The 17154-nt window shown below is 39.2% G+C and carries 12 protein-coding genes; 6 read left to right on the plus strand and 6 right to left on the minus strand.

Features of this window, described 5'->3' with window-relative positions:
• Window positions 1-340 precede the first annotated feature (340 nt).
• From AC59IL_RS25605 to AC59IL_RS25630, 6 genes are all read left to right on the plus strand, one after another.
• Window positions 341-925 carry an RNA polymerase sigma factor gene (locus tag AC59IL_RS25605; RefSeq protein ID WP_496555062.1) on the plus strand — a complete coding sequence of 195 codons (585 nt, stop codon included), beginning with the start codon at window positions 341-343 and terminating at the stop codon, window positions 923-925.
• 164 nt (window positions 926-1089) lie between these two features.
• Window positions 1090-2388: a FecR family protein gene (locus tag AC59IL_RS25610; RefSeq protein ID WP_496555063.1), complete on the plus strand. Its 1299-nt coding sequence runs from the start codon at window positions 1090-1092 to the stop codon at window positions 2386-2388.
• A 474-nt stretch (window positions 2389-2862) separates the two neighbouring features.
• Window positions 2863-6264, plus strand: a complete 3402-nt coding sequence (locus AC59IL_RS25615) for a SusC/RagA family TonB-linked outer membrane protein (protein WP_496555064.1) — start codon at window positions 2863-2865, stop codon at window positions 6262-6264.
• 79 nt (window positions 6265-6343) lie between these two features.
• Entirely contained in the window at window positions 6344-7885 is a 1542-nt protein-coding gene (locus AC59IL_RS25620; RefSeq protein WP_496555065.1) for a RagB/SusD family nutrient uptake outer membrane protein, read from the plus strand.
• 69 nt (window positions 7886-7954) lie between these two features.
• On the plus strand, window positions 7955-9373 hold the full coding sequence (locus AC59IL_RS25625; protein ID WP_496555066.1) for a thioredoxin family protein: 1419 nt from the start codon (window positions 7955-7957) through the stop codon (window positions 9371-9373).
• A gap of 156 nt (window positions 9374-9529) precedes the next feature.
• A complete protein-coding gene (locus AC59IL_RS25630) occupies window positions 9530-12556 on the plus strand; it encodes a prolyl oligopeptidase family serine peptidase (protein WP_496555067.1) in 3027 nt (1008 codons plus the stop codon).
• 185 nt (window positions 12557-12741) lie between these two features.
• Here AC59IL_RS25630 and AC59IL_RS25635 read toward each other — a convergent pair whose 3' ends face one another.
• From AC59IL_RS25635 to AC59IL_RS25660, 6 genes are all read right to left on the minus strand, one after another.
• Window positions 12742-13041, minus strand: a complete 300-nt coding sequence (locus AC59IL_RS25635) for a transposase (protein ID WP_496555068.1) — start codon at window positions 13039-13041, stop codon at window positions 12742-12744.
• 167 nt (window positions 13042-13208) lie between these two features.
• Window positions 13209-13439, minus strand: a complete 231-nt coding sequence (locus AC59IL_RS25640) for a transposase domain-containing protein (protein ID WP_496555069.1) — start codon at window positions 13437-13439, stop codon at window positions 13209-13211.
• Complete coding sequence (locus AC59IL_RS25645) at window positions 13381-13647, minus strand: IS66 family transposase (RefSeq protein ID WP_496555099.1); 267 nt, start codon at window positions 13645-13647, stop codon at window positions 13381-13383. Before AC59IL_RS25645 ends, AC59IL_RS25640 begins: the two co-directional genes overlap by 59 nt.
• A gap of 22 nt (window positions 13648-13669) precedes the next feature.
• Window positions 13670-13945, minus strand: a complete 276-nt coding sequence (tnpA, locus tag AC59IL_RS25650) for an IS66 family insertion sequence element accessory protein TnpA (protein ID WP_496555100.1) — start codon at window positions 13943-13945, stop codon at window positions 13670-13672.
• A 1263-nt stretch (window positions 13946-15208) separates the two neighbouring features.
• Window positions 15209-15700: a TlpA family protein disulfide reductase gene (locus AC59IL_RS25655; RefSeq protein ID WP_496555070.1), complete on the minus strand. Its 492-nt coding sequence runs from the start codon at window positions 15698-15700 to the stop codon at window positions 15209-15211.
• 89 nt (window positions 15701-15789) lie between these two features.
• A complete protein-coding gene (locus tag AC59IL_RS25660) occupies window positions 15790-16728 on the minus strand; it encodes a hypothetical protein (protein ID WP_496555071.1) in 939 nt (312 codons plus the stop codon).
• Window positions 16729-17154: the final 426 nt, after the last annotated feature.

The following is a 17154-nucleotide window of genomic DNA, read 5'->3' on the forward strand; positions in this document are numbered from 1 at the left end:
TTGTGACGCCGAAGGCGGCACCATAAAAAAACTTGTTTAAGATCAATTATTGTAAATCTGAATATATTTTGATCTTCCATTGTTCAACAAATGTTCAACAAAACAGATATTGCACTGGAACAATTCGTATATTTTATAAAATTCCTAATCAGTCCGATATAAATGAGATTCCCACACATGTAAGTTGCTTACTTCCCCTCCACAGTAGACCTTGTTCTGCCCCTCATGCATCAGAAAGACCTTGTCTGAACCAGATTTATTAATGCATTCATTTTACGCCAAATCAATAAGTATCTAACGTATTTGGCGTGACATTTTATTAACTATACCCGGGTAGCAAATGAAAACGCCACGTCAATCGGATGCACAATTATGGAAAGAATTAAAACGGGGAGATGCAGCGTCATATGCCAGGTTATATGATGAGTTCTATCCGCATCTATGCTATTTTGCCAATCAGCTCACAAGAAATAAGCAGGTTGCAGAAGATATTGCCAGCTCAGCGATGGAAGTGGTATTGACACGTTTTAATGATTTTGGAACTTTAGACAATGTAAAAGCATATTTATATCGAACGGTAAGAAATAAATGCATCGACTATTTTCGATATGAAAAAAAGGAACATCAGTTGCAACAGGAGATGCAACACATTTCTGAACCCTCAGAAGAAAGCATCATGGAAGCCATGGTGATGGCCGAATTTCTACAATCGATATATAAGGAAATTGAAAACTTACCGCCTGTTCGAAAACAAGTGTTTAAATTATTTTATCTGGAAGAATTGTCCTTCGAAGAAATTTCTGTCAAACTCAACATGCAACCCTCTGCCGTTCGCTTCAATAAAAGCAAAGCTATCGCACAACTACGCAATATGCTGATCGAGAAAAAGCTACTTACAATAATCGTTTTATGGGATTTAATGTAGAAAACGTTCTTCAGAAATAAAGTGACCAAAGGTTGGGTTAAATATTTTTTAAATCTGTGCTAACAAATTATTAAATATTTCGTCAATATATAAATCACCTTACTGAACCCTATCCTCCACGTTCCCAACCACACCACATTCTTCTCATAACTAAACAATCGTGTATGCTTGAAAAAGCAAATAGGATAAGTGTACTTTTTTCGAAGTATGTCAACAATGAATTGTCGCCTGACGAACAAAATGCGTTGAATGAATGGCTTGGCGAGTCGGATAGAAATCGCAGACTACTTGAAAAAATATCCGATGAAAATTCATTGAAGACCCTGGTAAAAGAATACTATAGTTTTTTTGAAGAGTATGAACATAAGAAGCAGCGTAATGTGGTGAAGATGCAAGCGAGAAAACGGACTCCGTTTATTTATCTCGTTGCAGCATCAGTGGCATTACTCATTATTGCAGGTGCTTTTTATTTCTTATATCAGACGAAACCCAGACCAAAAGTTGCGACAACAACAGCGCAATCACATAACGAAGAGATACAACCGGCAGGGGCAAAAGCTACCCTCGTGTTGGGAGATGGCACCGTGATCGATCTGGATAAAGCTAACAATGGCACGTTGGTACAGCAGGGGAGTGCAAAGGTGGTGAAGTCGAAGGATGGTGAGCTGGAATATCAACAATCGATTGGCAATGGGCAATTGGCAAAAGGTAAGCAATTAGCCGTAACATACAATATATTAAGTACCCCACGAGGCGGGCAGTATCAGTTGCTGTTGCCCGATGGCAGTAAAGTTTGGTTGGATGCGGCTTCCTCTATAAAATATCCAACAACATTTACAGAAAAAGAACGAAAGATAGCGATAACAGGAGAGTGTTATCTTGAGGTGACGAAAGATCCACGTAAACCATTCAGGGTTTCTATATTGGCATCACAGGCAGGGAATGGTTTGTCGCCCAACTCCGGCGAAGCCCCTGCTTCTTTAGGAGAAATAGAAGTTCTTGGAACACATTTTAATATTAATGCTTACGGCGATGAACAGCCTGTTGTAGCCACCTTGCTCGAAGGAAAGATTAAAATTTCATCGCCAAAGGAAGAAGAAAAGCAGCCGGCAAATGTGCATCCAAATAATTATCAACCCGGTAATTATAAGCTGTTGGCTCCAGGTCAGCAGGCAGACATAAACAACAAACGCCAGATTAAAATATCAGATGCTGCTGATGCAGAAGCGGCCATTGCCTGGTTGAAAGGGTTCTTCGATTTTCATGGGGCAGATATTAAAAATGTGATGAAGCAGGTAGGCCGATGGTATAATGTAGATGTGGTGTATACAAGCAATATTCCAGTGCAGTCATTTGAAGGTAATATTGATCGTAACATTCCGCTCAGTGAATTGCTTACGCTGTTGCAGCAAATGGGCAAAATAAAATTTAAGGTAGAAGGCAGAACAATAAAGGTGATGTAATGCCAAAAGAAACTTTTTTATAAAAAGAGTACACCTTATAATGAAAAAAGCAAAAACTATGCGACCGATATGAAATACTTACCTGTGAAATAATCAATAAATCTGCTGGTTGCGCAAATCAACCATTCAATCATTAAACCTCTGCAATTAAAGTGCCTGGTAAAGTGTGTTGCGCGGGCGCAATTCATTTCCCAATGGAATTACCTATCCACTTATCCTCTTGTGTTATCTGCGATTACAGCTATTATGTAAAAAACTTATTCCTGGTTAACCGACTCAACCTTATCTGTAAACACTGATTAGTAGTCTGGGAATTAGAAAGAATGGTTTGAAGTCTGTGTAAAAGCTTATAAGAAAAGTCTGCCTAGTGCGGACAAAATAAAACCGGATTCTGTTCGCGCAGAACCCGGTTCATTTGAAGGTTAACATTTTAATGCGGGGAAACATTTTATTAACCAACAACTAACTAAAGGTATGAAATTTCATGCTCCTAACCGAGCCTCCATTGCTAATTCTTTCCTACAGGGGAGACAAAGGAGGAGAAAATTACTGCGCGTTATGAAGTTAACTGCTATCCTGATATTAGCTGCCTGTTTGCACACCAGTGCAAAAGGCGTGGCGCAGCAAACCATTACTTTCAGCGGCAAAGAAGTGACGCTTGAAAGCGTGTTTACTGCGATAAAAAAACAAACCAATTACCGGTTCTTCTTCAATACAGATGTGATTCAACAAGCTCAAAAAGTAACCATCGATGTAAAAAATGCTTCGGTGGAGCAGGTGATGAACATCTGTCTTAAAGACCAACCCTATACTTATACCATTAAAGGCCGCACGATATTCATTATCAAAAAGCCGGAAGAAATAAAAAGCAGTTTGCAAGCTGTTACCAGTGGAGACCCTATTACGGTAAGTGGGAAGGTGACAGATGACAAAGGGAGTCCGCTCGCCGGGGCTAATGTAAGAGTGCGTGGTACCAACAACGGTGTGACTACAGGTAATGATGGCGGTTTTATTTTAAAAAATGTAGCTGAAAATGCTGTGCTTGAAATTTCGTTTGTAGGGCATGAAATGAAAACCTTCACCGTTCGTGGTACAGGCTTTATGAATATAGCGCTTGATCAGAAGTTATCACTGTTAGATGAAACAGTAGTGATTGCATATGGAACGACGACCAGAAGATTTGCGACGGGGAATATTTCAAGTGTAAAGGCAAGTGATATTGAGAAGCAGCCGGTGGGGAATCCGTTGCTCGCCTTGCAGGGTAGGGTACCTGGTATAGAAATTACCCAACAAACAGGGATGAATGGTGGTGGAATAACGGTACGCATACAGGGCCAAAACAGTATCAACAGTGGGCTAGAGCCCTTGGTAGTTATCGATGGTGTTCCTTATCCTACACAACTGATTAGTACTTTGGAATTGGAATATATCGTAAAGGGAGGAAGTCCACTAAATTATATTAACCCGGATGATATTGAGTCTATTGACGTATTGAAAGATGCTGATGCTACAGCTATTTATGGTAGTCGGGCTGCCAACGGAGCAATCCTCATTACTACTAAAAAAGGAAAAGCAGGCCGTACGAGACTGAATGTCAATCTGCAACAGGGTTGGGGAAAAGTTACCCGTAAGGCGGATATGATGAACACCCGGCAGTACTTAGATATGCGTTACGAAGCTTTCAAAAATGACGGCAGGATTCCTTCTTCCGATCCTACAGCGCAATCTCCTTTTTTATATGCTCCTGACCTGACAATCTGGGATACAACCCGCTACACAGATTGGCAAAAAGTATTGATTGGAAATACAGCAAAATATACCGATTTAGCAGCCAGCATATCTGGCGGTACGCCAGCTGTTCAATATTTGATAGGAACTAGTTTTAACAGGCAAACAACCGTATTTCCCGGTGATTTCGATGATAAACGTGCCGGACTGCATTTTAATGTAAATGGAACATCTACTAATCAAAAATTGCGCATATCATTATCTGGTAGTTACTTTTTTGACAAAAATCATATACCTGGCACGGACTTAACACAGCAGGCCATATTGATGGAACCAAATGCACCTGCATTATACAATAAAGATGGTACCCTTAATTGGGCCCCTGATGCGGCAGGTTCATCCACTTGGGATAATCCGCTTACCTATACTGAAAATACCGACTTTTTTAATACTAGCAAAAATCTGGTCAGCAGTTTAAATCTAAGTTATCGCATCCTGCACGGACTGGATTTTAGTACCAACATAGGTTATACTAATTTGCAGTCTAATATATATTTTCCTTTGCGATTAGAAATGTTCCGCCCGGAAAGAAGGCCATATAGCAAGCGCACTGCATCTTTTACTAACAGAAATATGAATTCCTGGATTATTGAGCCGCAATTGCATTATATCGGCCGCATTGAAAAAGGCAAAATAGAAGCATTGGCAGGCGCCACTATTCAGCAAAGTAGTAACAACGTTTTAACTTTAATTGGATCAGGATACACAAGCGATTTGCTGATGAAGTCATTATCGACGGCGCGCTCAACATATGTAGATCTAGCAAATGACAACGAATATAAATACAGCGCACTTTTTGGCAGATTGAATTATTCCTGGAAAGATAAATATATAATTAACCTAACTGGACGGCGGGATGGCAGCAGCCGCTTTGGGGATAAAAACAAGTTGCACAATTTCAGTAGCATAGGCTTAGCATGGATATTTAGTGATGAAAAATGGATACAGCAGCATCTTCCTTTTCTAAGTTTTGGCAAATTGAGGGGTAGTTATGGCTCCACGGGCAATGACCAAATTGCTGATTACAGTTACTTGAGTTTGTACGAAGTTGTTTCGGCGCCAGTTTCTTACCAGAATACATCCAGTCTTGGAATTGGATACAACCCTTCTAATCCTCATCTGCAATGGGAAGAAACCCGCAAATGGCAGGGGGGGATCGAATTGGGTTTTATAAATGACCGTATACTCATTAATACTACATATGCCCGCAATCGTTCTTCTAACCAACTGATCAGCTATGCGCTACCTGGTATTACAGGGTTCAATTACATAACTCAAAACTTCCCGGCAATCATCCGGAATACAAGTTGGGAATTTACAGTGAATACTATAAATATTAAAACAAAGGACCTTTCCTGGACCAGCAGCTTCAACTTTACCATCCCCAATAATAAATTGGTCAGTTTTCCCAATATTGAATTAACCCCTTATGCTAATGGATTTAATGGTGTTATTATTGGCCGGCCACTTGGCGTAAATAAATTATATCATTATGCAGGGGTAGATCCAGCTACTGGCAAATACCTGGTTTTTGACAAAAATGGGAACCCTACTACCAATCCTGATTTTATGACTGACAGGACCCAATTCGTTTCAGGTCTGTCAAAATACTACGGCGGATTTTTAAATAGCATCCGTTATAAAGGTTTTCAATTAGATTTTTTGTTCCAGTTTGTGCGTAAAAAGGGAATCCGGGATCTATATTATTATAACGGAAGCACTACCCCCGGAAGATTTATATCAGGAAACAGTAATCAACCGGTTAACGTATTGAACCATTGGCAAAAACCAGGAGACAATGCCGAAATTTCGGCTTATAGCGTAGATAACGCTTCTATTATTCCTATATCCACCGATGATTATTATAATTATGATGCATCGTATCTACGGTTGAAAAATCTTTCGCTTTCCTGGCAATTTCCGTCAGCTATAGTAAAGAAAGCCAGTATGCAGAGTGCCCGGATTTATTTCAGGGGACAAAACTTAGCCACTATTACAAAATATACAGGTTTGGATCCTGAGACGGCAAGTATATCAACCTTGCCACCTTTACAAATATGGACAGTGGGAGCACAGCTTGAGCTGTAATTGTGATAAAAGGATTGTCATATTTATTTGACGTTACATTATAGAGAATATATAAGTGCAACTATAAAAAGTCATTAATATGAACCCAAAACTAACTAATATAAAAATCAAGATACAGGAAAAGAATGTTGTAAAGATCATATTCTTTTTATTGAGCCCATTTATTGTGGCGCACATTTCCTGCAAGAAGCTGGTTGAAATTGACCCTCCTTCTGCTACCATTGCTGAAAATGCGGTATATACGATCGATGCGACCGCTATATCAGTCCTTACTGGAATATATGCTTCTATGAACGATATCAGCCAACCTTTTCAGGGACCCAGAAGCATAAATTTGTTAGCAGGCCTTTCTTCCGATGAATTAACCTTGTTTGGTGGCGTAACAAGTACGCAACATATTGATTATTATAACAATGCCCTGACGGTTGTTAACCCGTCTGGTATTGCTGGTCACGAACATTGGTTCCCGCTGTACAAATATGTGTATAAATGTAATGCTGCCATCATAGGATTAACTCGGTCAAAGACTTTAACACCAGTAATCAGGCAGCAGTTATTGGGAGAAGCAAAGTTTATGCGAGCTTTTTTTTATTTCTACCTGGTAAACCTATTTGGTGATGTGCCTTTGGCTTTAACTACCGACCCTGAAGAGATTACCTTATTAGCACGTTCACCTCAGGCAAAGGTTTACCAACAGATCATAACAGATTTGAAAGAAGCCCGGGACCTATTAAGTGCAGACTATTTAAATGAATCATTACTCACTAATACAACCGAAAGAGTGCGGCCTACTAAATGGGCTGCTGCTGCATTGCTGGCCAGGGTGTATTTATATACAGGGGATTGGGCAAAAGCAGAAACAGAAGCGACTACAGTTATCAATAATACAACACTATACAGTTTACTCCCATTAAATGATGTGTTTTTAAAAAATAGCCGGGAAGCTATCTGGCAAATACAGCCTACTTATTCAAGTCTTAATACGGTTGATGCCTTTATCTTCATTATTCCTTCTTATGGCCCCTCTGTTGGACCGAATCCGTTTAATCCAGTGTATCTGAGTAAGTACCTGTTAAAAAGCTTTGAGCCAGGTGATCAGAGAGCGGTTTTCGGCAACTGGGTAGGTTCCACAATTCTAAAGCTCACTCCAACGACTTGGGATACGATTTCTTATGTGTACAAGTACAAGGCGACCTTTGATCCAAGTATAAATAACAGCACCGGCACACAGTACATGAAAGAATATTTCATGGTATTGCGGTTAGGTGAACAATATTTAATTAGGGCAGAAGCCCGGGCGCAACAGGAGAATATCCAGGGTGCCCAGACTGATCTGAATGAAATTCGTCAGCGGGCTTTTGGAATGCCAAACCCAACAACTGCTGCTGATAAAGCATCTTTATTAACAGCAATCTGGCACGAACGACAAGTGGAGCTATTTGGTGAGTGGGGGTATCGTTGGCTCGATCTGAAACGTACAGGCTTGTTGAATGCTGTAATGAGTGTAGTCACACCACAAAAAGCTAATGGCGCACCTTGGCACTCTTATCAACAGTTATACCCTTTACCCTTAGATGATATTCAAAAAGCGCCCAATCTCGTGCAGAATCCTGGCTATTGAAAAATGTTAAACAATTAAATATTCCCTCGAAGCAGTTGAGATAACCTATTATTTGATAAAAAACAGGAAATGCAATTATTAATGAAACAATTACTGGTGCTCATGATCATTTCGCCGTTGCTGTTAATGTCGCAAACGGAACTAACAGGTAAGCTGCAAACGGCGAGCAGTTCTGGTATTAAATGGACCGAAGGATTCACCTGGCAACAAGTAAAAGATAAAGCAAAGCTGGAAAATAAATACATTTTTATTGATGCTTATGCATCCTGGTGCGGGCCCTGTAAAAAAATGGACAAAGAAGTGTATTCAAATGATACGATAGGGAATTATTTTAATGACAAATTCATATCGGTAAAAGTACAGATGGACAAAACAAGCAATGATAATGGTTTTATTCAAAGCTGGTACAATGATGCGGAAGCTATTAATAAACAATACAGGGTCGAAGGATATCCCAGCTTTATTTTTTTTTCCCCAGAGGGTGTAATTGTACATAAAGAAATGGGTTATCAAGCGGTGAACGAGTTGTTGGCTATTGCCAAAAGAGCTACAATGCCGGGAAAGGTGTATGATGACCCATATGCGGAATATGATCACCTGGTAGCAGACTATAACAAAGGGATAAAACATTATGATCGGATGATCTATATGAGTAAAACAGCGCTCCGATTGAATGATGAGACATTTGCAAAAAAGCTCTTGAATGAGCATACGGAATATGTGCTTCATTTAAAACCAAGAGACCGTTATACAAAAGAAAGTATTGAATACTGGGCTTCTTTTATGGCGCGGAGTAACAGGCCAAGATTCTGGTTCTTTTACAATGATGGTCATATTATTGACAGAGTGATGAATAGAAAGGGATATTCACAGGCTGTTGTAGATCGTACGATTCAGTATGAGACCGTAGATTCATTTTTTAAAAGCCAAGGGGAGATGTCTTCGGGAATGATGCTATATGAGCCCGGTAAAAAAGACGTACCTGATTATGTTGAGGCTGATTGGGGTAAACTTTACAAAATAATCAGGGAAAAATTCAATGCGTCTTGTGCCAAAAGAAATGTACTGGAGGCTCGGTTAAAATGGTACGATGCGCATAAAAACTTTACTACTTATGCCAAATATTATCTTATAAGTTTAGAGAGAAATTCACCCGATTTCAACGATGCTGCCCAAAGAGTACAATTGAATGGCCAATGTTGGAAAGTATTCCGGAATGTTACGGATAAAAATTTGTTGAATGGTGTTAGCAATTGGATGGCTAAAGCGCTGCAGCAATCATCAATGGAAGATCCGTATATGTTGGATACTTATGCCAATTTATTATACAAGTCTGGAAAAAAAGAACAAGCTATTATTTGGGCAGAAAAAGCCATGCATGTTGCAATAAGTTACAAGTTGATGAATGCAGATGAACTTAAGGAAGTGTTAGGACAAATGAAGAGAGGTGAGCATACGTATGTGAATCAGGGGGTGGTGTGGGAATGAATATTTGATTATCATGAAGTAGCAGGTAAATATATATAATGACAGGTAAGTAAATGAATTGGTGCCCAACAATATAAAATTGGTTAGTTTTTATAGAATTTAGAAATCTTCAGTGATATTATTTTTTATAACCTTGACAAGTAAATTTATCAATTGATGAAAAAGTTTTTTTTATATGTTGTTTTGATCATGTATACGGGTCAGGCCTTGTCGCAAAGCAGTATTTCGGCTCTGGATAATACAACCACGCCGCCGGAAAGTGAGAGATGGGACTTAGACAAATATGTATGGAGCCATACTCATTCCGTGACCGGCAAAAATAATAAGCCCATATTGGATTTTCATGCCCTTGAAAACTGGATAAGTGTAGGACGTGATGAAGATTTATCGGTCAGTCGTGACGGGAAATTTGTTGCTTATTCAGTTCGAAATTGCATGTATAGGTACTGGGAGCGTGATTCGGTGATTGTGCAGGCAACTTCCAATACCTGGCGACAAGCATTTGCAGGCGTCAGTCCCGGTTTTTTTTCACCTGACAGCAAGCAATATATTTTTGCTGACAAGGATGGATTGTGTTTTTTGCAAACCGGCAAGGGCATAAGTCATCATGTAAAGGATGTTGTATCTTATAAATTGCCACCCAATGGTAAAAATGAATGGATAGCTTACCAGTTAAAGGGTGGAGACAAAACGGTAATTCTGCAAAACCTGATAACGGGAGAGGAAACGCGTTTTGCAGGTGTATCGGGAAACTATAGTTTTGACGGTAATGACGAATGGCTGGTTTTAGAGATTGGTGATACAATAAAAGAGTTCGTGCTTTACCATCTGCCTACAGGAAAGGAAAGGCGCTTTTTGTCAGTTGTCAGGCATTTGTTCGATGATAGTGGAAAGATATTGCTTATCTCAAGAATGATCAAAAGTGACACTGGAAATGTTGCAACGCTTGAATACATTAACCTACCGGATGGAACACCAAAAATTATCTGGTCAACTTCAGATACCAATACAAGCATTGGTAGTTATGCATTTGATCAATCGGGCAGCCAGGTGGTATTTATGGCACAATCTATAACGGCTGTTGGTGCAGAACAGAAAGAGATACTACCTGAAAATTCTATCTGGTATTGGCGTTCAGGTATGGACAATGCTATTATGAAGGTAAACAAGGAGACTCACGGAATGGATGTCGGCTTATTGATTCAGGATCCTTTATACTTTACTAATAATGGTCGCTATATCAGGTTTAATTTACATCCCCGGCCTGAGCTTCGACAGCCGCATGCTGATGCGGTAAAGGTAAATGTGTGGAGTTATAAAGACACGATTCTTCAGTCTGCTCAGTCCTCGTTTCAGCTCCTGATTGATGCAATCATTGATACAGGGGGATATAAGGTTATTCGTGTTAATGACGATCAGATACTTATAAATCCTATAAAAGCTGATTGTGACTTTGCTGTATTAGTAAGGAAAGGAGAAAAAATGAATGGAGACCGTTTTTGGGAACAGGATAAAATGGATAGTAATTGGTTGATATCACTGAAACATGGTGTAAAAAAATATCTGGTAAAAGGCAATACCAATGATTTTCATATATTCCGTTCTCCGACTGATCATTACCTGGTTTATTTCGACCTCGAGCATGGTTGCCACTACTTTAGTTACAACTTTGCTACAGGCAAGATAACAAAAATATCTGATGGAATTCCCATGGGGCAGTTAGGATCCGAAAGATTTGATATGAATGTTCGTGGTAAGCCTAATGGTAAAGCCGGTATAGCAGGATGGCTAAAGGAGGATGCGGGATTGCTGGTATATGACAATTATGATATCTGGCAACTGGATCTCGATGGGAAAAGACCACCGGTAAATATAACGAATGGATATGGCTTGAAGCATGATGTAATATTAACTTTATTGGGTGAGGATCGGAATAATGATCTTGATCTTCCAATTTTAGGCGCAAAAGAGTCTTTAATATTAACAGCCTTTAACAGTAAAAACAAAAATAGTGGATTTTACCGGATACGATTGGGAAAGCAAGGGGAACCGGAAAAATTATGTACGGGCCCCTATGTGGTAGATTTACTGGCTTGTTCAGGAGATGGGAAGCGATATCAGGCAATCGATAACAATGTATATATTATAAAGCGACAGAGCGTTACTGAGGCACCGAATTATTTTGTAACAACTGATTTTAGAACATACGAGCCTATTACTAACCTGCAGCCGCAAAAAAGGTACAACTGGCTTACGGCAGAGTTGCACAGCTTTAAACAAATGGATGGTAGTAAAAGCCAGGGGATTCTGTACAAGCCTGAGAATTTTGACCCGGCTAAAAAATACCCGGTTATCATCAGCTTTTATGGAATCCTATCGGATCAATTGTACAAATATCCAACACCGGCATATTTGGATGCGCCAGAGATTTTTAGCTATCCGAGTTGGTTTGTTAGCCACGGTTACCTGGTATTCCTTCCAGATGTATATTTTTTCTCAAAAGGTAAATGGGGACTTAGCTCACTGAACACATTAGATGGGGCAGCAAGATATTTACGAACATTGCCTTTTGTAGATGGTGCACACATAGGTGCCAGTGGTCATAGTAATTCTGGTCGTTTTGGGTATTATGTATTGACGCATTCCCGTTCATTTGCTGCTATGTCGATTGGATCTGGAACAACGGACGCATTGGAAATGTCTCTATCCTTAAGGCAGAACGGAAAAAGTTGGTTGCAATGGGGTGAAGTTAATGCTTACGGCGGTGGAATGGGTAGTCTTTGGGAAAACAGGGCAATCTGGTTGGATCAAAGTTCTGTGCTGCACGCAGACAAAGTGAAATGCCCTATTTTGATGTTTCATAACAAAAAAGATGGCGCACCTGTGCAATCGGCTATAGAAATGTTTGTCGCCTTGCGCAGATTGGGAAAGAAAGCGTGGTGGCTGCAGTATGATGAAGGTTTGCATAGGTTAGATATGCCAAGGGATTTAAAAGATTATACCATTCGTTATACACAGTTTATGGATCATTACTTAAAAGGGGCTCCGGCGCCCCGGTGGATGACGGAAGGTATACCATCCCAATTAAAAGGTGTGGAAGCGAGGTATGAACTTGATCTATCGGGAAGTTGTGGTAAAGATTGTAAGATTTGCCAGTCGCACACATATGGAAGAATACAGTAAATAAAAAAATACAATAGCCCAACCGTGAGGTTGGGCTATTGTATTTATATTTCACGAAGCCAGTTGCGAAAATCTATAAAATAAGATATTTTTTTAGAAAATACTAAACTGCTGCACATTATTGTGTTTTTATTATTGTTCAATTTTATTTCCTGTTTTATTAGTTAAATATTCAGCCATAGAGATCAGGGATTTAGTTCTTTATTGCTTACACAACTGGAATTTGTGGTTATAATATAATAATAGATGTGGGAAGCGGATATGAAAAAAATATTGGCAATAATATTATTAATTGGGTGGGTAATATTGTTGTTTTTCCTTTGTTTGCTCAACCAACAATAGAATGTGCCGGTATTTATTCCTTTATCTGAGCAAAATTCTTTAACAGTGCGTTGCCCCTTTTTATATTCTGCAATTATTGCTGAGATCGTTTCACTGGAACGACGGGTATTTTGTTGCTTTCCTGAAGTTGTTGCCTTTTCCATAATAAAACTTTAGGCAACAAAATTATCGGACTTCTTTATTCACCTGGTAACGTCAAGGACCGAATGGTTACTTTGTGAGTAAAGGCCCGAGCAAATACAAGTATAATATCGTCTATTAGCCATTACCATTTAAGCATTGGTTCCAATGGCCTTTTTAATATTGGCAACTATGGTTCAGTGATGGTGCCCTTCCAGTTTTGAGGAAGCAGTTCAGCTATCCGGCTTGAAGGAAAAGTTGGCATAACTGTAAGTACATATTTCAACCAGTCATATGCATTTACGTTATGCAGCTTACACGTAGCAAACAGGGAGTAAATGATAGCAGCATTCTGTGCTGCATCATGTGATCCAGCGAAGAGGTAATTGTTCCGCCCCCAAAACGATTGGACGGATAGCATTCTCGATAAGATTAGTATCCATTAACAGCATACCATCATGCAGGAATAGGCCGACTAGCTTTTCCCGTTCAGAAAAATAAACCAGCGCCTTGCCGATAGGACTCCGCAATGTTGGTATCTTGGGGATTTGTTCTTTTACCCAGGCAGCTAATTCCTCAAAGACCGGAACTGATTTTTCCTGGCGTATTTTTCTTCGTTCATCACAGATTCGTGAACAGAAAACAACTTACTCATAATAAAAGTGTTTTTAAATATTCAGCGGGAACTTCTTTGTAGAGCTTGAGATTACCTATCTCGGCAAAAATTTGTTGCCTGTCAACACTACCAATCACTTCTATACTCGCAAAACCACTTTTAACGGCAGGTTTTCTTTTCATGCGTTTTTTCACTTTATTACCGTACTTCTTTACCCAACGATAAAAAGTTTTTTCTGTTAAGCTATTCGCTTCGCAATACTCCTTTACCGTAAGGCCACTTTGTTCCTGCTCAACTAAACACTGCCTTATTTCTTCTTCCGATCAGCGCTTTTTTATTTTACCACCGGCCTCTTGTTGGTTCTGTTCCATAGTTCCAATATTTCAAAGCGCATAAAGCTATACCTTAATAGCTTTTATTCGGACCCTAGTCCCTCGGGTATTTACAATTTGTGATGATATTTTAATTGTTATCCTCGAACCTATCCAGAGTAGTGCATATTATTCCAGTACATGGGGCTAAAGGATTTCCGTTTGTGGGGGTAGCACATAACCGAAGTCCAAATTGTGCTTTATTTATGTTAACAGTTAGTATGCAAGCTGCTGGATTTGGTGCGCAGCCAGATACTCCATTCACTAATATTGTGTTTGTGGTGCAATATTGAAATGAATACTTTGCTTTAAAAGCAAGTGTACCACCTACTACTGCAAGCAATGCAAGAGATAGTAACATGATTTTTACTTTTTTCATAAAATTGTGCTTTAATTGAAAGAACTAAAGTTTGATTTTACTATATACGTAATCAATTATAATGATTATTCACTTTTGCGCGATAGCCTCTGTTGAAGCTTAGTGATTGTTAAAAATATCAGGATAGAAAATCTTTTTATCCCAATTAATATAGCTCCCACAGAACTGTGGGAGCTATTCGTAATAGACAATTTATACATCAATTTATGATGATGTTTTAATTGTTGTCTACGATCTTGTTCAGAGTTGTGCATAATATTCCAGCACATGGGGCTAACGGATTCCCGTTTGTGGGGGTAGTACATAACCGCAATCCTGCTGGGTCTGTCTTTACATTAACAGTTAGTATGCAAGCTGCTGGATTAGCTGCGCAGCCAGGTACTCCATTTACTACTATAGTGTTTGTGCTGCAATATTGGAATGAATACTTTGCTTTAAAAGCAAGTGCACCACCTACTACTGCGAACAAAGCAAGAGACAGTAACATGATTTTTACTTTTTTCATAATAATCGTGCTTTTTAAAATTAAAAAGCTAAATTTTGGTTTATATAAATGCCTACTCTGTTGTAGTGGTTTTCGGCTATCCCACTTCGCCCGCCGAAGCCTTAGGCGTTGGAGGGGCGGAATCCGCTCTTTAGATAAATATCATAAGCGGTCTTCATTCTCTACAGCTCTATAGCCATCTTCGAAGTACTGGTTATAAAGAGCTAAGATGAATGGGTACTACTGTAGCTTTTCCGTTGGAAGGGCCCATTACCTCTGGTCACTCAGTAGATAGCACCGTCTGCCTGATCAGGGCAAATCGGATATTATTTAATGCATATTATTCTTCCGCTGCTTTTTTTATCTGGCTGCTATAGATCTTTCCTACAAAGGTTTTATTTAGTGTTTTATTCTTTCCATATATGGCTATATACGGCACCATTTGTATTTCAAAATAATCACTTACCGTATGAGCTGTGTCTACACCGGTAGTAATGTTTGCATATTTTTGTAACTGGTACTCTTTATAAAAACTTTTCAAATCATGTAGGGGGAAACTGGTAATAAAATAAAACTGTATGTTTTTTAGTTTGTCCATGTCTTCAATAATTTCTTTTGTCTGCGCCTTGCAAAAGGGGCAATAAGGGCTTAAGTAAAACAGTACTATGGGTTTACCGACCGGTATATCACGGCTATTGACCCAGGTTGTACTATCAGATAGTAAAATTTTAAATTCAGGCAGTGGTTTTCCTTCCAGTCCGGTTTTTTGTGGTTCAGAGCCGTAGCAACCGGCGAGTATTGCTATTATGAATAACAGCATAAAATGTTTCATATGATGTGTTTTTATCGTGAATGATGTAATCTTTAATGGTAAATTAGAAATTAATCTTTCTATTAGTTAGTTTAATTAATACATAAGTATTAGAAATCACTTTGCATCGCTGGTTCAGTCATAGAGATTGCTTGTTTTGGCTTAGTCATCGGTTCAGATTTTAATGACTGTATGATGCACGATGTAAAAAATAATGTGAATGGTACGGTAATAACAATGGGGAATATTTGATACCGAAGTTCCACAGGGGCTGAAAGTATGCTAAAAATTGCATTGGCATACCAAACAATCAGCATACAGCCAATGATATTGTTATTGACCCTGCTACACCTACGAATACCCCCAAAAAATAGAAATATTGTACTGCTTAAAAAGAATAATGGATTGATGATCGCTACCAGGTTAGGGAAAAAGCTGATTATTTTGATTTGTGAATGCTTTATCCTGCTTGGCAATTTATTATTGGTCAAGTTAAACCAGGTAACTGCAACGGGCTCTACCGTTTTGTAGCTCATATTATATTGCTCCATAAAACCTGCAGGCGGTGCGTAATACCGTAACAGGTTGGGCCATATATAGTGTTTAATGAAAGGCAAGGGGTATTGCCCAATCAGGTAACTCCCATATTCCTGATATAAAGGGCCCATAGATGCCCATTTTTTAAAAAAAGGTGTATCATTGTTAGCGGGCCACTTTTCTTCCATGTACATGCGTAATGGCGACTTAAAATCCCATAAGTAATAGACTCCCACTTCCTGGTCGGGTCTCTTTATCAGGTGGCGTAGTGAATCCATATGCCGGTTAACAATTTTGTGCAATGGCCTAAAGAATTGGTTCACGTTTATCGTATCAATTGGTGGTGCGTATGCGTACCCATACAGGGCATTGGCTGCCAGTTGCCAGCCCCCAAAGGCTGAGTATTGAACGGAATCTGTTCTTAGTTTGTATTCGTACTGCGTACGACCAATAAAAAGCAGCAATAGAAACGCAATCGAGCCAATACCCAGCCATTTAGTTTTTCGAGGCATATGTTCCATGATAATAAATGCAATGCTGATAAATGGATAATAGAGAGCATTAAATCGAACCATAAATGTCAGCAGCAATACAATAGCATGTATAACCAAGATTTTTTGGGTTGGTTGATAAATGATCCAAAGTAACTGCGTGAACCAGACCAGGCTTAAGGCAGCAAACAAACAATCAGATGACACGAAATTGGCAATATGGGGCAACAAAGGGTTCAGTATACTTGCGGCCATCAAAATCCTAAATATCCATTTACCAGGTGAAAATAGATACCGGATAGTAAACAGGAAATATAATACAGCGCATTGTAATAACAGATATTGCACTATCACCAATATCAAATGCGATCGGCTAAATATGCCAATTAGACTCAAAAATTTGGAATATCCGATTGGCCATATGTTTATAAACTCGTTTGTGCTGGC

This window comes from Niastella sp. sgz303648 (assembly GCF_059587045.1).